Genomic DNA, 17,033 nt, shown 5'->3' on the forward strand with positions numbered 1-17,033 from the left:
CGTACGGAGCAACGCCCGCCGCTGCCCCGCCGCCCCACGGGAAGGGGCGGCGGCGGGCGGCCGCCCCGCCGCGCCCTGGGAACCAGACGCCCTCACCTCGCGTTGACCAGGAAGGGAGGGTCCACTGGACCGTAGACCCTCAAATCCATGACGGGCTCCCCTGCCGCACCACCTGGAGGGCGTACCGTGCACCGCCGGCACAACGGGCTGAAGACCGCCGTACTCCTCGGCGGGCTGTCCGCACTCATCATCCTCATCGGAAGCTTCTTCGGACGGGGCGGCCTGATCATCGCCGTCCTCGTCGCCCTCGGGACGAACGCCTACGCGTACTGGAACAGCGACAAGCTGGCTCTACGCGCGATGCGCGCCCGCCCCGTGAGCGAGTTCGAGGCTCCCCAGCTCTACCGCATGGTGCGCGAGCTCTCCACGTCCGCGCGCCAGCCCATGCCACGCCTGTACATCTCACCCACCGAGGCCCCCAACGCCTTCGCCACCGGCCGCAACCCGCGCAACGCCGCGGTCTGCTGCACCGAGGGCATCCTGCGCATCCTCGACGAGCGCGAGTTGCGCGGGGTCATCGGCCACGAGCTCAGCCACGTCTACAACCGCGACATCCTGATCTCCTCGGTGGCCGGCGCCCTCGCCTCGGTGATCCTGTTCCTGGTCAACTTCGCCTGGCTGATCCCGATCGGCCGGTCGAACGACGACGAGGGCCCCGGCCTCCTCGGCATGCTGCTGATCATGATCCTGGGCCCACTGGCCGCCTCCGTGATCCAGCTGGCCATCAGCCGCTCCCGCGAGTACGAGGCCGACGCCTCCGGCGCCCAGCTCACCGGGGACCCGCTCGCCCTGGCCAGCGCCCTGCGCAAGCTCGACGCGGGCACCAAACAGCTCCCGCTGCCCCCGGAACCCCGGCTGGAGGCGGCGAGTCACATGATGATCGCCAACCCGTTCCGTCCGGGTGCGGGCCTTTCTAAGATGTTCTCCACACACCCTCCGATGGCCGAGCGCATCGCCCGGCTCGAACAGATGGCAGGCCGCCGCCAATGAAGACAATCCTCAACATCATTTGGCTCATCCTCAGCGGCATCTGGCTGTTCCTGGGCTACCTCCTCGCGGGCGTGCTGCTCTGCATCACCATCATCGGTATCCCGTTCGGCATCGCCGCCTTCCGCATCGCCGTCTACGCCCTCTGGCCCTTCGGCTACACCACGGTCGAGCGCCACGACGCGGGCGCCCCGTCCTGCATCGGCAACGTCCTGTGGCTGGTCCTGGCGGGCTGGTGGCTCGCCCTCGGCCACATCGTCACGGGCATCGCGCTCTGCATCACGATCATCGGCATCCCGTTCGGCATCGCCAACTTCAAGATGGTCCCGCTCTCCCTGCTCCCGCTGGGCCGCGAGATCGTCCCGACGGACGCGCCGTTCGCCTCGCGCTGACCCGGCCGCCGGCGTCGTGGACGCCGATACACACCCGCCCGCAAGCCGACCGGATCGGCCTGCGGGCGGAGTTGTCCACAGGCCCGGGCGGCTGTCGGTGGGGTGCGTCACCATGAAGGCATGAACGAGACCGAGCAGTTGCTGGAGCAAGTCACGGACCGCGTGCGCAACTCCGCACGCAGGTACGAGCGGCAGGGAAGGACCTTGCCGGAGCCGCTGGACACAGGGGCGATCACCCGCGCCGAAGTCATACTCGGCTTCGCCCTGCCGCCCCTGCTCGCCTCGCTCTACACACGCGTCGGCGACGGCGGGTTCGGCCCCGGCCAGGGGCTGCTGTCGCTGCGTCAGACAGTCCTCGCGTACGAGGAACGGCGGTCCTCCGGGTGGCGCTGGCCCGAAGGCGTACTGCCCGTGGCCGACTTCGGCTGCGGAATGGACGCCTGCGTGGACTGCCGGTCCGACGCCGCCCAGGTCCTGCTGTTCGACCCGAATCCGGGGGAGCCGGAGCTCGCCTGGTCCATCGACACCCCGAGCCTGGCCGGCTGGCTGCGCGGCTGGCTCGACGGCACCGCCTGGTACTGCGACGAGTCGCCGGCGGGGGAGGAGTACGACCTGGAGCCGACGCCCTGGGACGGATTCAGATCCCGGATCTGAGCCGCCCCCGCACCCCGTAGACCAGGACGCCCACCGCCAGCACCGCCGCCCCCCAGGCCACCGACGCGAGGGGCAGCGCACACGCCAGCACCACACAGCCGGACAGCCCGGCCACTGCCACGGCCCGATCCTTGACAGCTGAATCGAGAGTCCACGCGGAGGCGTTCGCGATCGCGTAGTAGGCGAGCACCCCGAAGGAGGAGAAACCGATCGCGCCCCGCAGATCGGCGGTGGCCGCCAGCACCGCGACGACCGCACCCACTGCCAGCTCCGCATGGTGCGGCACCTGATGCCGGGGATGTACGGCCGCCAGGGCGCGCGGCAGATGCCCGTCCCGGGCCATCGCCAGGACCGTCCGCGAAACCCCGAGCACGAGCGCCAGCAGCGAGCCCAGCGCGGCCAGGGCCGCGCCCACCCGGACCACCGGGGCCAGTCCGGGCCGCCCGGCCGCCCGCACCGCGTCGGCGAGCGGGGCCGACGACTGCGCCAGCCCCTCCGCACCGAGCACCGACAGCGCCGCCACCGCCACCGCGGCGTACACGAGCAGCGCGATCCCCAGCGCGATCGGCACCGCCCGCGGGATCGTCCGTTCCGGGTCGCGCACCTCCTCACCCAGGGTGGTGATCCGGGCGTAGCCGGCGAAGGCGAAGAACAGCAGACCCGCACCCTGCAACAGGCCGAAGACACCCCGGTCGGATCCGCCCAGCCGTCCCGGGTCGGCCGCCCCGGAGGACAGGCACACCACGACCACCCCGGCCAGCACCGACAGCACCGCCGCCACGATCAGCCGGGCGATGCGGGCCGACTTCTGCACGCCGCCGTAGCTCGAGGCCGTCAGCGCCACCACCGCAGCGACGGCCACGGCGTGCTGCTGCCCCGGCCACAGGTACGCCCCCACCGTCAGGGCCATGGCCGCGCAGGACGCGGTCTTGCCGATCACGAATCCCCAGCCGGCCAGATATCCCCAGAAGGGCCCGAGCCGCTCGCGCCCGTAGACGTACGTGCCGCCGGAGGCCGGGTAGCGGGCGGCCAGCCGCGCCGAGGAGTGGGCGTTGCAGTAGGCCACGAGACCCGCCACGCCCAGAGCGGCGAGCAGGGCGCCACCCGCCGCCTGCGCCGCGGGAGCCAGGGCGGCGAAGATACCGGCGCCCACCATCGCGCCGAGTCCGACGACGACGGCGTCGGACACCCCCAGAGTGCGCTTCAACTCGTTTTCCACGGGCGGAGGGTAACCCCGCTAGATGACGCCCTCCCGGCCGGTCAGTGGCGCCCGCGTGCGCTCCCAGCCCTCCAGAGCGGTCAGACAGGCGTGGTCCAGGTGGCGCAGCCCGCTCAGATCCAGCCGCACCGGCTGCCCGTGCGGCAGCGCGTCCAGGGCGTCGAGCAGCTTGGGAAGCCGCAGGAAACTGGCGTTCCCCAAGACCTGCACGCACAGCTCCTCGTCCTCCCACACCTCCTCGATGTGCACGTGGGAGGTCTCCCAGGCCGCCTTGGCGACGGCGAGCCCCAGCCCGATCAGCACCCCCTCGAAGAGATTGGTGACCACGATCGCCGAGGCCGTGACCACCAGCACCACCGCCTCGCCCCGGTGCGTCCGCCACAACGCGGCCACCGCCCTGGCCGGCAGCAGCTTCCAGCCCGCGTGCAGCAGCACCCCGGCCAGCGCGGCCAGCGGCACGCTCTCCAGAAGGCGGGGAAACGCCACCGCGAAGAGCAGCAGCCAGCCACCGTGCAGCACCCTGGCCGCGCGGGTCCGCGCCCCGGCCTCCACATTGGCGGCGCTGCGCACGATGACCGCGGTCATCGGCAGCGCGCCGAGCAGCCCGCACACACTGTTGCCCACGCCCTGGGCGATGAGTTCCTTGTCGTACTCCGTCCTCGGCCCGTCGTGCATGCGGTCCACGGCGGCCGCGCTGAACAGCGTCTCGGCGGAGGCGATCAGCGCCAGCGCGACCACGGTCCCGGCCGCGCCGACCGAGGCCAGCACCCCGAAGTCGCCCCAGCCCGGCGGGGACACGGCCTCCAGTACGCCCGTCACCCGCACCTTCTCGACGGGCAGCCGCAGCAGGACGGCCGCGGCGGTGGCGGCAGCCACCCCGACGAGCGCCCCGGGCACGATCCGCAGCCGGGCGGGCACCCGGCGCCAGGCGACCACGGCGGCGATCGTCCCGACCCCGAGCAGCACGGCGGCCAAGTCGGCCTGCGCCCCGAGCTCGTGCACCCCGCGCAACTTCGCCAGGGTCTGCCCCGGAGCCTCCACACCGCCCAGGGCGTACAGCTGCCCGGAGATCAGCACCAGCCCGATCCCGGCCAGCATCCCGTGCACGACGGCGACGGAGATCGCCCGGAACCACCGCCCGAGCCGCAGCATCCCCATGCCCAGCTGCACCACCCCGGCGGCCAGGACCAGCACCCCGAGCGCGGGCAGACCGTAGGCCTGCACCGCCTCGTAGACGAGTACGGTGAGACCGGCCGCGGGCCCGCTCACCTGGAGGGAGCTCCCGCGGAACCACCCGGTGACCAGCCCGCCGACCACCCCGGTGACGATCCCCAGCTCGGCCGGCACTCCGGAGGCGACCGCCACCCCGACGCACAGGGGTAGAGCGACCAGCGCGACGACCACGGACGCCCCGAAGTCATCACGAAACGTGCCGGCCCAAGGCATGCGAGAACCCCCCTGCCACGCGGTGATGTGATGACATCCAGCGTGGTGGGCGCACTCATCGCGCCCCAAGTGCCCACAGAAGTCAGCGGTGGCGCGTGCGCCGCACACGCCCCGCACACACCCCTTTCACAACCGCCGCGGCCCGGCGGTCGGTGAAGACCGCCGGGCCGGCGTGGGGCAGCTCGCAGGTGTCGCGGAACAGGGTCAGCGGTAGTTCACGAACTGGATCGCGAAGTCCAGGTCCTTGCCCTTGAGCAGCGCCTGGACCTCCTGGAGGTCGTCACGGCTCTTGGAGCTGACGCGCAGCTCCTCGCCCTGGACCTGGGCCTTGACGCCCTTGGGACCCTCGTCCCGGATGATCTTCGCGACCTTCTTGGCGTTCTCCTGGGAGATGCCCTCCTCGATCGTGGCGAAGATCTTGTACTCCTTGCCGGACAGCTGCGGCTCCCCGGCGTCCAGCGCCTTCAGCGAGATCCCGCGCTTGACCAGCTTGGTCTCGAAGACGTCGAGGACGGCCTTCACGCGCTCCTCGGAGTTCGCCTCCATCAGGATCTTCTCGCCGGACCAGGCGATGGTGGCGCCGGTTCCCTTGAAGTCGTAGCGCTGCGAGAGCTCCTTGGCGGCCTGGTTGAGGGCGTTGTCGACCTCCTGCCGCTCGACCTTCGAGACGATGTCGAAACTGGAGTCGGCCATGTGCTGTGGCTCCTTGAAATCGGTTGTGATCACCCCGGAGGGCGCGGCCGGACATGCCCGGCCCGCTCGGCAAAGCCTAGCCACCGCGCCCACCCGCAGCGCTGATCAATCCGGTGGTGAAGCACCCCCGGTCATCAGGTATCGTTTACGTCGTTGCCAGGGAGCGCCGCCGCAAGGCGGAAAAAATGGCAGCAAATCTTGGCGGTGTGCCCGAGTGGCCAAAGGGAGCAGACTGTAAATCTGCCGGCTCAGCCTACCCAGGTTCGAACCCTGGCGCCGCCACGCGAGTGGAACCCCCGTTCATCTGTGGAATCACAGTGAGCGGGGGTTCTTTCGTTCCCGGGCCACCGTGCCCGCGACCGCGGCCCGGACACGGGGCGGGACCGCTCCTCGAAATTGCTCCGGTCAGATGAACTACTCACCTGACTGGGTCACAGCCCCGGCCGTGCCATCGCCACGGCGAGGCCGTGGCCAGGTCGGATGGGCGGCGCGTGACGCACGCACCCCTCCCATCGCATCCCGCGGCAGCCCTCGGCACCGGCGGGTAAGGAAGCCATGAACCTGAACCATCAGTCGGCGACGATTCAACGGCCCCGGGGGCGTTCCCGGGTTCTGCTCGCCTCCATCGCCGCTGCGGCCGCCCTCACCGGCCAGTTGATCGCGTTGGCTCCGGCCGCGTCTGCGGACGGGCCCAAGCCGGCGGGTCACCAGAACACGAAGCCCGCCGACAGCAAGAAGCACGCGCTGTCGGAGCACGACAAGCACAAGAAGCACGCCCCCCTGGTCATCCACGGCCTGCGGCAGTTCACCTCGGACAACACCTTCACCCCGCCGCCGGGCGTCACGTCGGTGTTCGTCCAGGCATGGGGCGCCGGCGGTGGCGGCGGCGGTGGCGGCGGCTCCGCGCGCAACAACGGTGGCGGCGGTGGCAACCCGAACAACCCGAACAACCCGAACGCCCCGGCCACAGGGGCCGATGGCACCGCGGACGCGGACGGTGCCGCCGCCGCGCGCAACAACACCGGTGGCCACGGCGGTGGCGGCGGTGGCGGCGGCTTCACCTGGTGCGTCATCCCGGTCACCCCCCTGGCCGACTACGGAGTGGACGTCGGCACCGGAGGCGCCAACGGCCTCGGCGGCGCACCGGGTGCCAACGGCACCGCCGGCACCGCGGGCACCACCACGTCGCTGACCGTGGCGTCGACCAACACCGTGCTCCTCACCGCCACCGGTGGCACCGGCGGCGGGGGCGGCGGCGCCGCGGACCGCGGTCCCGGCGAGCCCGGCACGCCCGGCCTGGGCGGCAGCGGAACGTGCTCCTCGGGCGGCGTCAACCGCAACGGTGACCCGGGCAACGCCGACGGCACCGGCGGCGGCACCGCGGACGGCATCGTCCAGCTCCCGGACGGCACGGCCGTGGGCGGCGACGGCGGCCGCGGCGGCGGCACCAACCGGGCCATCGGCAACTCCGGCTCCCGTGGCAAGGACGGCGGCGACGGCTACGTGGTCATCTACTGGTAGCCGCACCTCCGCACTGCCGCACCACAGCACCGACCGGAAGCCCGTCCCGCCCGCCACCACGGACGGGCGGGCTTCCCGCCGTCGCCCGCCATCGCCCGACGACGCACCGACCACGGCCGCAACGTCGGCGGCTCCTGTTCGTTCACCAGGGGTGAAATGGACATCTGACATGCGCGGGAAGGTCGGCGGCGGGGTGCTCATGGCCCTGCTCGGCGCAGGGATTCCGGCTCTGGTGGGAGCGGCCCTCCACACGGACGTGGGGGAGCCCTACCAGGAGACCCGGCTGTACTTCGGCACCCAGCGGGCCGACGGCCGCGACCCGGTCGAGGAACGCGAGTTCATGCGGTTCCTGGACCTGGAGATCACCCCCGCCTTCCCCGAGGGGCTGACCCTCCACGACGGGTACGGCCAGTGGCGCGGCCAGGACGGCAAGATCGTCCACGAGACCTCCTACGAGGTGGTCCTGCTCTACCCCGAGAAGGAGGCCGACGAGCGCAGCACGCGCATCGAGCGGATCCGGCAGGCGTACGAGGACCGGTACCAGCAGGACTCCGTCGGCCGGTCCGACGACAAGGTCAGCGCCGGGTTCTGAACGGCCGGGCCGCCCGGCCGCCGGGGCGCGTGACTGCCGGGCCGCCGGACTGCCGGGGCCTCGGACTCAGTTGCCCGCCACGTCCTTCACGGCCACCTGTACCGGCGTAGAACCGGAGACCAGCTCCAGGGTCAGGCCCGCCGTCGCCGGCGTCTCGATCAGCTCGGCCAGCACCGCCGCCACGTCGTCGCGCGGGACGGCCCCGCGGCCCGTCTGCGCCTCCAGACGCACCAGGCCCGTCCCGGCGTCGTCGATCAGCGAACCAGGGCGCAGGACGGTCCACTCCAGGCCCAGCCGGGTCCGTACGTGGTCATCGGCATCGCCCTTGGCCCGCAGGTACGCGTCGAAGACCTCGTCGCCCCCGTGGTGCGCGTCCGCGCCCATCGAAGAGACCATCAGGAAGCGCCGTACGCGGGCCCGTTCGGCGGCGTCGGCGAACAGCACGGCCGCGCCCCGGTCCACGGTGTCCTTCCGCCCAATCCCGCTGCCGGGGCCCGCACCGGCCGCGAACACCGCCACGTCCGCGCCCTGCAGAATCCCCGCCACGTGCTCCACCGAGGCCGATTCCAGATCGCAGAGCACCGGCTCGGCGCCCGCCTGCCTCAGGTCGTCGCCCTGTGCCGGGTCGCGGACGATGCCCGCGACCTCGTACCCGCGCGCGGCGAGCAGGCGCTCCAGCCGCAGCGCGATCTGACCGTGTCCACCCGCGATGACGATGCGCATGACCCGACCGTACGACGAGCCGGGCGCCGACGCCCGCGAGCGGACGCCGAACTTCAGGGCCCCGCCTCCGTACGGCCCTGCCGGGGCAGGTCCAGAGCCACCGCGACGGCGGAGTCGCAGTACTCCCGTACGGCACTCGTACGGGCTACCACGCGCCCGCGGTGGATCACGATCCGGCTGTAGGCGAGGGACAGCACGCCCGCGATCCGGTCCCCGCGTACGGCGAGCAGCTCCGCCGGGAACCCGGCCTCCACCCGGACCTGCGGCAGGCCCATGGCCTCGCGGGCGCAGCCGCTGACGGACTCGTACGCCTCGGCCGCCCGGAGCCCTCCCTGGGAGGCCAGCAGGTACGCGGCCTCCAGCGGATCCCCGCGGCCGACGGGGTTCCCGGCGTCCCGCAGCGCCCCGCTGCCGGCCGCGACGCGCACCCCGGCCGCCCGCAGCAGCCGGACGGGGGCGGTGCGCAGGCCGCGGCGTTCCAGGGCCGCGCAGTCGCCCTGGGGCAGGCAGGTGACCCGCACGCCGGCCGCGGCCAGCTGGTCGGCGGCGCGGGCGGCCACGTCCATCGGGAGCCGGGACAGCCCGCCGCAGGGTCCGATGGTCACTCCGGGGCGCAGCCCGCCGGCCATCGCCGCGAGCCGGGCGAGGCGGCCCGGGTCGTCACCGTCCGTGTGCAGGTCCACGGGGCAGCCGTGCTCGTCGGCGAGCTCCAGGACGGCCTCGAGGAAGCCCGTCGGGTCCGGGTCCAGGTCCGGGCAGCCGCCGATCACGGAGGCGCCCATCTTGACCGCGTCCCGCAGCATGGCCAGCCCGTCCGCGCCGGCCACCCCGGTCAGCAGCCGGGGTACGGCCACGGCGGTGAGGTCGGCGAGCCCGCGCAGGGAGCGGCGGGCCTGGAGCACGGCTTCCATGGGGCCGAGGCCGTGCACGTCGCCGATGCGGACGTGGGAGCGGACCGCGGTGGCGCCGTGGCCGAGCTGGAGCAGGGCGGCTTCGGTGGCCCGGCGCTGGACCTCGTCGGGGGCGTACGAGACGGGCCCCTCGGCATCGGCGGTCAGCGCGGTGTCCCCGTGGGCGTGCGGCTCGGCGGGGGCGGGGAGCAGCAGGTAGCCGGTCAGGTCCACCCTGGCCGGCGCGGGGGACGGGAGGCTGCCGGTGGTGCCGACGGCCTGGATCCGGCCGCCGCCGAGACGGACGTCGACGGTACGGCCGTCGGTGAGGCGCGCCCCGGCGAGCAGCAGGGTGGTGGCCTCGGCTGCGGCCGCGTTGCCGTTTCCGCCGCGGGGGGACTGGAACGGCTGCTGCGGCTGGCTGTCGGACATCGCGCTCCTGCGGTGGCTCGGGCGGTTCCTGGAGCCGTGGCCCGCGGCCCAAGATCACGCAGCGTGCTCAGAGCCTAGGGCGCGGCGCACCCCGCTTCGCGGAAGAGCGCAATAGTCGTACCGGTTGTGGTGCCACGCGCCGGAGCGCCCGCGCGTGCGCCCCGACGGGCTCCAGGGCTCCGATCGGCGGGCGCCGGAGTGTGAGCCCGCCCACAATCCGCCCGAGAAGTGGGGCGGAAGTGATCGGTGGGTTGATCGAGAGCGGCGCGCGAACCCCCTCGGAGCCCTGTCCCCGCAAAGGATTTGGGCGATCGGCAGGCAACCGTGTAATGTCTTCATCGCTCGCCCCAATAGCTCAGTCGGTAGAGCGTCTCCATGGTAAGGAGAAGGTCTGCGGTTCGATTCCGCATTGGGGCTCTGGTGAGAGAGGTTCCCCACCCTCGGGTGGGAGCTGATCACATCAAAGCGGCGTAGCTCAGTCGGTAGAGCAAGCGGCTCATAATCGCTGTGTCACCGGTTCAAGTCCGGTCGCCGCTACACACAGTAGCCGATTGCGGGGTCGGTCTCCCGGTCGGCTACTCTTGTATGCGTTCATCCGTCCCAATTTCCGTCAAGGAGCACTCACGTGGCTGCCACCGACGTCCGCCCGAAGATCACGCTGGCCTGCGTGGAGTGCAAGGAGCGGAACTACATCACCAAGAAGAACCGGCGTAACAACCCGGACCGTCTTGAGATGAAGAAGCACTGCCCGCGCTGCAACTCGCACACCGCGCACCGCGAGACCCGCTGACCCTAGCGAAGTCTCGAATAACAGGCACCGTCATGAGGTCGTCCCCTTCATTGGGGGGCGGCCTTGTGTCGTTTCCGTGCCCGTTCCTGTCTTTGTTCTTGCGTCATTCGTGTCCCTTCAACAGGAGGTAGTGAGTCATGGCTCTCGACCAGTCCTTCGTGGGGCGGAGCTACCCGCCCACCGATCCGTACGAGGTCGGCCGGGAGAAGATCCGCGAATTCGCGGCTGCGGTGGGTGACACCAATCCCGTCTACAGCGATCCCGAGGCCGCGAAGTCGTACGGCTACCCCGATGTGATCGCTCCGCCGACTTTCGTGTTTGCGATCACTTTCAAGGCCGCCGGCCAGGTCGTCGAAGACCCGCAGTTGGGACTGGACTACAGCCGCGTCGTGCACGGTGACCAGAAGTTCGCGTACTCCCGCCCCGTGCGTGCCGGTGACCGGCTGTCGGTGGTCTCCACCATCGAGTCCGTGAAATCGCTCGCGGGCAATGACGTCATCGACATCCGCGGCGAGGTCCACGACGAGACCGGCGAGCACGTGGTGACGGCGTGGACGAAGCTCGTCTCCCGCGCCCCCGAGGAGGCCTGACATGGCAGCGCAGATCCAGTACTCCGACGTCGAGGTCGGCACCGAGCTGCCGGCGGCGTCCTTCCCCGTGACGCGCGCCACGCTCGTCCAGTACGCGGGCGCCTCGGGCGACTTCAACCCGATCCACTGGAACGAGAAGTTCGCCAAGGAGGTCGGACTGCCGGACGTGATCGCGCACGGCATGTTCACGATGGCCGAGGCGATCCGCGTGGTCACCGACTGGGTTGGCGACCCGGGCGCGGTGGTCGAGTACGGCGTGCGCTTCACCAGGCCGGTCGTGGTCCCCAACGACGACCAGGGCGGGCTGATCGAGGTCGCCGCGAAGGTCGCCGCGAAGCTGGACGACAACCGCGTCCGGGTCGACCTGACGGCCACGAGCGCGGGCCAGAAGGTCCTGGGCATGTCCCGCGCGGTGGTCGAACTGGCCTGAGCCGACGAAGCGAAGCAGGCGGGGCGGGGGCACCTGGATGGCGCCTCCGCCCTTTTTGCTGGGCGGGGTCGGGGGTGGGGGAGCGGGCGGTGTCGGGAGGTGTGACGGGGCTGCGGGTGTGGGGAGTCGGCCGGGCGGGGTCGGGAGACCCGCCCGCCCCACCCCCGCCCCGACCTCACCCCTTGACATAGTTAGTGATTGAGCACTAACTTTGCCTCATGGTCAGGATGAGCGCAGACGAGCGGCGTGAGAGCGTCATTCGCGCGGCGGTGCATGAGTTCGCGCGTGGGGGTTACTACGGGACCTCCACCGAGGCGATCGCCAGGCGGGTGGGTGTCTCGCAGCCGTATCTCTTCCGGCTCTTCCCCAGTAAGCAGGCCATCTTCCTGGCCGCTGCCGAGCGTTGCCTGAGGGAGACGCGCGACCTCTTCGCCGCCGCCGCCGAAGGGCTGCAGGGGGAGGAAGCCACGCAGGCGATGGCGAACGCCTACACCCGGCTGATCGCCGAGGATCCCGACAAGCTCCAGATGCAGCTCCAGATGTACGTCACCGTCGCCGCCGCCGAGGCGGCCGGGGACCACGAGCTCGGCGAGCTCGTGCGCAAGGGCTGGATGGAGCTCTGGGACACGGTCCACGTGCCCTTCGGCGGGGACATCGGCGAGACCACGACCTTCATGGCGTACGGAATGCTGATCAACACCCTTGCCGCCATGGGCTTCCCGCCCGAGCACCGGGTCTGGGAGGGGCTCTATCCGACGGCGCGCGCCAAGCGCCGTCTGGAGAAGTGAGGGCGCGCGCGATCTGCTCGCGCGCATTTTCATGGCCATGAAAGTTAGTCAGCAATAACTAACAATTCGCAGGGGGACATCGTGCAGACGCAAGACACCAAGCTCCGGGGGCCCGCCGTCTGGGCCCTCGTCCTCACCGGCGTGGCCAGCTTCATGGCCGCACTCGACAACCTGGTCGTCACCACGGCCCTCCCCGCCATCCGTGAGGACCTCGGCGGCAAGCTGGAGGACCTGGAGTGGACGGTGAACGCGTACACACTCACCTTCGCCGTCCTCCTCATGTTCGGTGCCGCCCTCGGGGACCGCTTCGGCCGCCGCCGGCTGTTCATCGCGGGCCTCGCGGTCTTCACCGGCGCCTCCGCCGCGGCCGCTCTCTCGCCCGGCATCGACGCGCTCATCGCCGCCCGCGCCGTGCAGGGCGTCGGCGCGGCGATCATGATGCCGCTCACGCTCACCCTGCTCACCGCCGCCGTTCCGGCCGCACGCCGCGGCATGGCCCTCGGGATCTACGGCGCCGTCACCGGCCTCGCCGTCGCCAGCGGCCCCCTCATCGGCGGCAGCCTCACCGAGCACATCTCCTGGCAGTGGATCTTCTGGCTCAACGTGCCGATAGGCCTCGCCCTGATCCCGCTCGCCCGCCTGCGCCTCGCCGAGTCCACCGCCCCCGGCGCGCGCCTCGACATCCCGGGCACCCTGCTCATCAGCGGCGGCCTCTTCGGCATCGTCTACGCCCTGGTCAACGCCAACTCCGAGGGCTGGACCAGCGCCCCCGTCCTGACCGGCCTGATCGTCGGCAGCGCGCTCGTCGGCGGCTTCATCCACCACGGCTTCAACAACGCCAACCCCATGCTCCCCATGCGGCTCTTCCGTGACCGCGGCTTCCTCGGGATCAACCTGGCCAGCCTGCTCATGTTCCTCGGCATGTTCGGCTCGATCTTCCTGCTCAGCCAGTTCCTCCAGGGCGTCGCCGGTTACTCGCCCACCGAGGCCGGTCTGCGCATGCTCCCCTGGACCGGAATGCCGATGATCATCGCCCCGCTGGCCGGGATCCTCTCCGACCGCATCGGCGGCCGCCCCGTCGTCGCCGCCGGGCTCGCCTTCCAGGCCCTCGGTCTCGGCTGGTTCGCGGCGATCCTGAGCGCGGACGTCTCGTACGCGGCCCAGCTCCCGCCGCTGATCCTCAGCGGGATCGGTATGGCCCTCTACTTCGCCCCCGCGGCCAACGTCCTGATGTCCACCGTCGCCCCGGCCGACCAGGGCAAGGCCTCCGGCACCAACAACGCGCTGCGCGAGGTCGGCGGAGCCCTCGGCGTCGCGGTCCTGGCCTCCGTCTTCTCCTCCCAGGGCGGCTACGAATCCCCGCAGGCCTTCACCGACGGCACCATCCCCGCCCTGTGGATCGGCGCCGGCGCGGTCGCCCTCGCCGCCGCCCTGGCCCTGCTCGTGCCCCGCAAGGCCAAGGCCGCCCCGGTGCTCGCGAGCGGGACCACTCCCGTCCCGGAGAAGGTCCCCGCCGCCGGCTGACCCCGCCCAGACCCGACCCAGACCGCCAAGGAGCGCCCGCCATGCCCGACATCCCCTGGTCCACGCCCACCCAGGCCGCCCCCGACGCCGAGGTCTACGTCATGGCCTCCCGCTTCGAGACCGCCACGCTCGCCGGCGCCGTCAGGTTCTTCCTCAAGGCGCCCGGCATCATCCTGCAGCTCCGCAAGGCCCCCGGTGCCCACGGTGTCGCCCTGCGCGCCCGCGTCTTCAGCCGTACCTTCCTCACCCTCTCCGCCTGGGAGGACCGGGACGCGCTCTACCGCTTCGCCCGCAGCGAGCCCCACCGCGCCAGCTCCCGCGCCGCCAGCGCGTACATGAAGGAATCGGCCTTCACCTACTGGACCGTGCGGGCCGACGAGCTCCCCCTCACCTGGGCCGAGGCAGAACGCCGCCTCGCCGAGCAGAAGACGGGCTACTGACCCGGCCGGTACGGGGGACGAGTGAGTACGGTCCGTGGCCCCGCAGGGATGCGAGGGGCACGGACCGTACTCTTGTCCACGTGCAGGAACTCCACGATGCCCCCCTCGCCCCGCTGACCACCTTCCGTCTCGGTGGTCCCGCCGCCCGCCTGGTCACCGCGACCACCGACGCCGAGGTCGTCGCCACCGTGCGCGCCGCGGACGAGAGCGGCACCCCGCTCCTGGTCATCGGCGGCGGCAGCAACCTGGTCATCGGAGACCGGGGCTTCGACGGCATCGCCCTGCGCATCGCGACCACCGGCTTCGACCTGGACGGGACGCGGCTGGAGGTCGCCGCGGGCGAGAACTGGAGCGACGCCGTCGCCCGCGCCGTCGAAGCCGGCCTCGCCGGCATCGAGTGCCTCGCGGGCATCCCCGGCTCGGCCGGCGCCACCCCGATCCAGAACGTCGGTGCGTACGGCCAGGAGGTCTGCGACACGATCACCGAGGTCGTCGCCTACGACCGCACCACAGGCGAAACGGTCACTCTGAGCGCCGCCGAGTGCGCCTTCCGGTACCGCAACAGCACCTTCAAGGATCAGCCCGACCGCTACGTCGTCCTGCGCGTTCGCTTCGCCCTGGAGGACGCCGGCGGCCTGTCCGCGCCGATCAAGTACCCCGAGACCGCCCGCGCCCTCGGCGTCGAGGCCGGCGACCGGGTCCCCGCCGCCACCGCCCGCGAGACGGTGCTGCGGCTGCGCGCCGGCAAGGGCATGGTCCTCGACCCCGCCGACCACGACACCTGGTCGGCCGGCTCCTTCTTCCACAACCCGATCCTGACCGACGAGGCCTACGCCGCCTTCCTCGCCCGCGCCCAGGACCGCCTCGGCCCCGACACCGCCCCGCCCGCGTACCCCGCCGGCGACGGCCGTACGAAGACCAGCGCGGCCTGGCTGATCGACAAGGCCGGTTTCACCAAGGGCTACGGCACCGGCCCGGCGCGCATCTCCACCAAACACACCCTCGCCCTCACCAACCGTGGCGAGGCCACCACCGAGGACCTCCTCACCCTGGCCCGCGAGGTCGTCGCGGGCGTCCACGCGGCCTTCGGCGTCACCCTGGTCAACGAGCCGGTGACGGTCGGCGTCAGCATCTGAGGAGCCCCGGCCGCCCATGCTCTGTCCCCTGCACGGGGCCGGTACGGACCCCACCCGTCTCGTGGGGCGCACGCTCAGCCGAGTCGTCGCGTCCTGGCACATCAGCGACGGTGAACGTTCCGAGGCGCCCCTCGACGTCTGGCTGATCGACAGCATCGGCGACACCATCCGGATCACCACCGGATCCGACCAGTGCCTCATCGTCGAGTCCGCCACCCCGCACGCGGCGTACGACATGGGGGAGTGGGGCCGCATCGAGGTCGGTGAGGACCTCGGCGACCACCCCTTCCTGCGGCACCTTGGCGAGACCGTCGCCTCGGTCGCCGAGTTCGCCCTGCCCGAGCAGGGCCGCACCCACCTGGAGATCGGCTTCCTGGACGGCGGGCGGGTACGCGCCGACTGCTACGAGGGGGACCTGCGGCTCACCCGGTGAGCCAGTGGTCGATCCCCGCCAGCAGCTTGGCCTGCACCTCCTCGGGCGCCGCGCTGCCGCGCACCGACTGGCGGGCCAGCTCGGCGAGCTCCGCGTCCGTGAAGGCGTGGTGGCGGCGGGCGATCTCGTACTGGGCCGCGAGCCGGGACCCGAAGAGCAGCGGGTCGTCGGCGCCCAGCGCCATGGGGACCCCGGCCTCGAAGAGGGTGCGCAGCGGGACGTCCTCGGGCCGCTCGTAGACCCCGAGGGCGACGTTGGAGGCCGGGCAGACCTCGCAGGTGATCTGCCGGTCGGCGAGCCGCTTGAGCAGCCGGGGATCCTCGGCGGCCCGCACCCCGTGCCCGATGCGGGAGGCGTGCAGATCGTCGAGGCAGTCGCGGACGGAGGACGGACCGGTGAGCTCACCGCCGTGCGGTGCGGCGAGGAGGCCGCCCTCGCGGGCGATGGCGAAGGCCCGGTCGAAGTCGCGGGCCATGCCGCGGCGCTCGTCGTTGGAGAGACCGAAGCCGACGATGCCGCGGTCGGCGTAGCGGACGGCGAGGCGCGCGAGGGTGCGGGCGTCGAGGGGGTGCTTCATGCGGTTGGCCGCGATGAGGACCCGCATGCCGAGGCCGGTCTCACGGGAGGCCGCGTCGACGGCGTCGAGGATGATCTCGACGGCCGGGATCATCCCGCCGAGCAGGGGGGCGTAGGAGGTGGGATCCACCTGGATCTCCAGCCAGCCGCTGCCGTCCCGTACGTCCTCCTCCGCGGCCTCGCGGACCAGGCGCCGGATGTCGTCGGGCTCGCGCAGGCAGGAGCGGGCGGCGTCGTAGAGCCGCTGGAAGCGGAACCAGCCGCGCTCGTCGGTGGCGCGGAGCTTGGGCGGCTCCCCGGCCGTGAGGGCGTCGGGGAGGCGCACGCCGTACTTGTCGGCGAGCTCCAGCAGGGTCGATGGCCGCATCGACCCGGTGAAGTGCAGGTGGAGGTGGGCCTTGGGCAGAAGCGTGAGATCGCGTGCGTGCTCCATCTGGTGATCCTGCCGTACCGCTGCGCTCGGCGGGAGGGGGTTTTACCGATCGGGGGCTTGCGCGAACGCGTGAGCGGGGGCCGGGGCCGCTGCGCGGGAGCCCTCCGGGCGCTGCGCGGACCCGCGCCTCGATCGCCGGCGGGGCTGGAGGTGGCGGCGGGGCCGAAGGATTGGGGCTCCGCCCCGGACCCCGCGCCTCGATCGCCGGCGGGGCTGGAGGTGGCGGCGGGGCCGAAGGATTGGGGCTCCGCCCCGGACCCCGCGCCTCGATCGCCGGCGGGGCT

At 72.0% G+C, this 17,033-nt stretch carries 19 protein-coding genes and 3 tRNA genes; 16 read left to right on the top strand and 6 right to left on the bottom strand.

The annotated features are described in order from the left end of the window. Positions 1–186: 186 nt before the first annotated feature. The 3 genes from htpX (at position 187) to ACFY04_RS32355 (ending at position 2,093) form a co-directional block, all read left to right on the top strand. Positions 187–1,050: a zinc metalloprotease HtpX gene (gene htpX / locus ACFY04_RS32345; protein WP_389122288.1), complete on the top strand. Its 864-nt coding sequence runs from the start codon at positions 187–189 to the stop codon at positions 1,048–1,050. Further along, complete coding sequence (locus ACFY04_RS32350) at positions 1,047–1,439, top strand: YccF domain-containing protein (RefSeq protein WP_030009012.1); 393 nt, start codon at positions 1,047–1,049, stop codon at positions 1,437–1,439. The genes htpX and ACFY04_RS32350 overlap by 4 nt, the downstream gene beginning before the upstream one ends. A gap of 120 nt (positions 1,440–1,559) precedes the next feature. Beyond that, positions 1,560–2,093, top strand: a complete 534-nt coding sequence (locus ACFY04_RS32355) for an SMI1/KNR4 family protein (protein ID WP_389122246.1) — start codon at positions 1,560–1,562, stop codon at positions 2,091–2,093. Here the strand turns inward: ACFY04_RS32355 and ACFY04_RS32360 are convergent. The 3 genes from ACFY04_RS32360 to ACFY04_RS32370 all read right to left on the bottom strand — a co-directional run bounded on the left by ACFY04_RS32360 (position 2,077) and on the right by ACFY04_RS32370 (position 5,451). Then, positions 2,077–3,312 carry an APC family permease gene (locus tag ACFY04_RS32360; RefSeq protein ID WP_389122248.1) on the bottom strand — a complete coding sequence of 412 codons (1,236 nt, stop codon included), beginning with the start codon at positions 3,310–3,312 and terminating at the stop codon, positions 2,077–2,079. The genes ACFY04_RS32355 and ACFY04_RS32360 overlap by 17 nt on opposite strands. An 18-nt stretch (positions 3,313–3,330) precedes the next feature. Beyond that, entirely contained in the window at positions 3,331–4,758 is a 1,428-nt protein-coding gene (locus tag ACFY04_RS32365; protein ID WP_389122251.1) for a SulP family inorganic anion transporter, read from the bottom strand. Between the two features lie 204 nt (positions 4,759–4,962). Beyond that, positions 4,963–5,451, bottom strand: a complete 489-nt coding sequence (locus tag ACFY04_RS32370; protein ID WP_030009008.1) for a YajQ family cyclic di-GMP-binding protein — start codon at positions 5,449–5,451, stop codon at positions 4,963–4,965. Positions 5,452–5,651: 200 nt separating this feature from the next. Between ACFY04_RS32370 and ACFY04_RS32375 the strand changes: the two genes are divergently transcribed. The 3 genes from ACFY04_RS32375 (at position 5,652) to ACFY04_RS32385 (ending at position 7,564) form a co-directional block, all read left to right on the top strand. Then, positions 5,652–5,733, top strand: a tRNA-Tyr gene (locus ACFY04_RS32375). A gap of 273 nt (positions 5,734–6,006) precedes the next feature. Continuing rightward, positions 6,007–6,972 (top strand): hypothetical protein, encoded by a 966-nt coding sequence (locus ACFY04_RS32380; RefSeq protein WP_389122253.1) that lies wholly within the window; start codon positions 6,007–6,009, stop codon positions 6,970–6,972. Positions 6,973–7,141: 169 nt separating this feature from the next. Next, positions 7,142–7,564 carry a DUF3574 domain-containing protein gene (locus ACFY04_RS32385; RefSeq protein WP_389122255.1) on the top strand — a complete coding sequence of 141 codons (423 nt, stop codon included), beginning with the start codon at positions 7,142–7,144 and terminating at the stop codon, positions 7,562–7,564. A 66-nt stretch (positions 7,565–7,630) separates the two neighbouring features. On the opposite strand, the gene ACFY04_RS32390 is transcribed toward ACFY04_RS32385, so the two are convergent. Together ACFY04_RS32390 and ACFY04_RS32395 are read right to left on the bottom strand one after the other, a co-directional pair. Further along, a complete protein-coding gene (locus ACFY04_RS32390; RefSeq protein WP_389122258.1) occupies positions 7,631–8,287 on the bottom strand; it encodes an SDR family oxidoreductase in 657 nt (218 codons plus the stop codon). Positions 8,288–8,340: 53 nt separating this feature from the next. Further along, positions 8,341–9,609, bottom strand: coding sequence for an amidohydrolase family protein (locus tag ACFY04_RS32395; RefSeq protein ID WP_389122260.1), 1,269 nt, complete (start codon positions 9,607–9,609; stop codon positions 8,341–8,343). A 344-nt stretch (positions 9,610–9,953) separates the two neighbouring features. On the opposite strand from ACFY04_RS32395, the gene ACFY04_RS32400 reads away from it, so the two are divergent. The 10 genes from ACFY04_RS32400 (at position 9,954) to ACFY04_RS32445 (ending at position 15,740) form a co-directional block, all read left to right on the top strand. Further along, a tRNA-Thr gene (locus ACFY04_RS32400) sits at positions 9,954–10,026 on the top strand. Positions 10,027–10,073: 47 nt separating this feature from the next. Further along, positions 10,074–10,146, top strand: a tRNA-Met gene (locus tag ACFY04_RS32405). 88 nt (positions 10,147–10,234) lie between these two features. Then, on the top strand, positions 10,235–10,399 hold the full coding sequence (gene rpmG / locus ACFY04_RS32410) for a 50S ribosomal protein L33 (protein WP_003956487.1): 165 nt from the start codon (positions 10,235–10,237) through the stop codon (positions 10,397–10,399). 137 nt (positions 10,400–10,536) lie between these two features. After that, a complete protein-coding gene (locus tag ACFY04_RS32415) occupies positions 10,537–10,989 on the top strand; it encodes a MaoC family dehydratase N-terminal domain-containing protein (protein WP_189733406.1) in 453 nt (150 codons plus the stop codon). A gap of 1 nt (position 10,990) precedes the next feature. After that, the gene (locus ACFY04_RS32420; RefSeq protein ID WP_389122263.1) at positions 10,991–11,419 is read left to right on the top strand and encodes a MaoC family dehydratase; all 429 of its coding nucleotides are present in this window, start codon (positions 10,991–10,993) and stop codon (positions 11,417–11,419) included. Between the two features lie 218 nt (positions 11,420–11,637). Next, the gene (locus ACFY04_RS32425; protein ID WP_389122266.1) at positions 11,638–12,207 is read left to right on the top strand and encodes a TetR/AcrR family transcriptional regulator; all 570 of its coding nucleotides are present in this window, start codon (positions 11,638–11,640) and stop codon (positions 12,205–12,207) included. A gap of 78 nt (positions 12,208–12,285) precedes the next feature. Next, positions 12,286–13,731, top strand: a complete 1,446-nt coding sequence (locus ACFY04_RS32430) for an MFS transporter (protein ID WP_389122290.1) — start codon at positions 12,286–12,288, stop codon at positions 13,729–13,731. A 41-nt stretch (positions 13,732–13,772) separates the two neighbouring features. After that, on the top strand, positions 13,773–14,171 hold the full coding sequence (locus ACFY04_RS32435) for a DUF3291 domain-containing protein (RefSeq protein ID WP_389122268.1): 399 nt from the start codon (positions 13,773–13,775) through the stop codon (positions 14,169–14,171). Next, positions 14,168–15,307 (top strand): UDP-N-acetylmuramate dehydrogenase, encoded by a 1,140-nt coding sequence (locus ACFY04_RS32440; protein ID WP_389122292.1) that lies wholly within the window; start codon positions 14,168–14,170, stop codon positions 15,305–15,307. Before ACFY04_RS32435 ends, ACFY04_RS32440 begins: the two co-directional genes overlap by 4 nt. A gap of 16 nt (positions 15,308–15,323) precedes the next feature. Further along, positions 15,324–15,740 (top strand): hypothetical protein, encoded by a 417-nt coding sequence (locus tag ACFY04_RS32445; protein WP_030011236.1) that lies wholly within the window; start codon positions 15,324–15,326, stop codon positions 15,738–15,740. Here ACFY04_RS32445 and ACFY04_RS32450 read toward each other — a convergent pair. Next, entirely contained in the window at positions 15,730–16,749 is a 1,020-nt protein-coding gene (locus ACFY04_RS32450; RefSeq protein WP_030767260.1) for an adenosine deaminase, read from the bottom strand. The two genes, ACFY04_RS32445 and ACFY04_RS32450, sit on opposite strands and share 11 nt — an antisense overlap. Between the last annotated feature and the right edge of the window lie 284 nt (positions 16,750–17,033).

It is taken from the genome of Streptomyces sp. NPDC001549, assembly GCF_042894025.1.
GTDB lineage: Bacteria > Actinomycetota > Actinomycetes > Streptomycetales > Streptomycetaceae > Streptomyces > Streptomyces kutzneri.

Coding starts and splice junctions, on each gene's coding strand:
- ACFY04_RS32350 (WP_030009012.1), top strand. CDS start 1,047: ATGAAGACAATCCTCAACATCATTTGGCTCATCCTCAGCGGCATCTGG.
- ACFY04_RS32355 (WP_389122246.1), top strand. CDS start 1,560: ATGAACGAGACCGAGCAGTTGCTGGAGCAAGTCACGGACCGCGTGCGC.
- ACFY04_RS32365 (WP_389122251.1), bottom strand. CDS start 4,758: ATGCCTTGGGCCGGCACGTTTCGTGATGACTTCGGGGCGTCCGTGGTC.
- ACFY04_RS32370 (WP_030009008.1), bottom strand. CDS start 5,451: ATGGCCGACTCCAGTTTCGACATCGTCTCGAAGGTCGAGCGGCAGGAG.
- ACFY04_RS32380 (WP_389122253.1), top strand. CDS start 6,007: ATGAACCTGAACCATCAGTCGGCGACGATTCAACGGCCCCGGGGGCGT.
- ACFY04_RS32385 (WP_389122255.1), top strand. CDS start 7,142: ATGCGCGGGAAGGTCGGCGGCGGGGTGCTCATGGCCCTGCTCGGCGCA.
- ACFY04_RS32390 (WP_389122258.1), bottom strand. CDS start 8,287: ATGCGCATCGTCATCGCGGGTGGACACGGTCAGATCGCGCTGCGGCTG.
- ACFY04_RS32395 (WP_389122260.1), bottom strand. CDS start 9,609: ATGTCCGACAGCCAGCCGCAGCAGCCGTTCCAGTCCCCCCGCGGCGGA.
- ACFY04_RS32415 (WP_189733406.1), top strand. CDS start 10,537: ATGGCTCTCGACCAGTCCTTCGTGGGGCGGAGCTACCCGCCCACCGAT.
- ACFY04_RS32420 (WP_389122263.1), top strand. CDS start 10,991: ATGGCAGCGCAGATCCAGTACTCCGACGTCGAGGTCGGCACCGAGCTG.
- ACFY04_RS32425 (WP_389122266.1), top strand. CDS start 11,638: ATGGTCAGGATGAGCGCAGACGAGCGGCGTGAGAGCGTCATTCGCGCG.
- ACFY04_RS32435 (WP_389122268.1), top strand. CDS start 13,773: ATGCCCGACATCCCCTGGTCCACGCCCACCCAGGCCGCCCCCGACGCC.
- ACFY04_RS32445 (WP_030011236.1), top strand. CDS start 15,324: ATGCTCTGTCCCCTGCACGGGGCCGGTACGGACCCCACCCGTCTCGTG.
- ACFY04_RS32450 (WP_030767260.1), bottom strand. CDS start 16,749: ATGGAGCACGCACGCGATCTCACGCTTCTGCCCAAGGCCCACCTCCAC.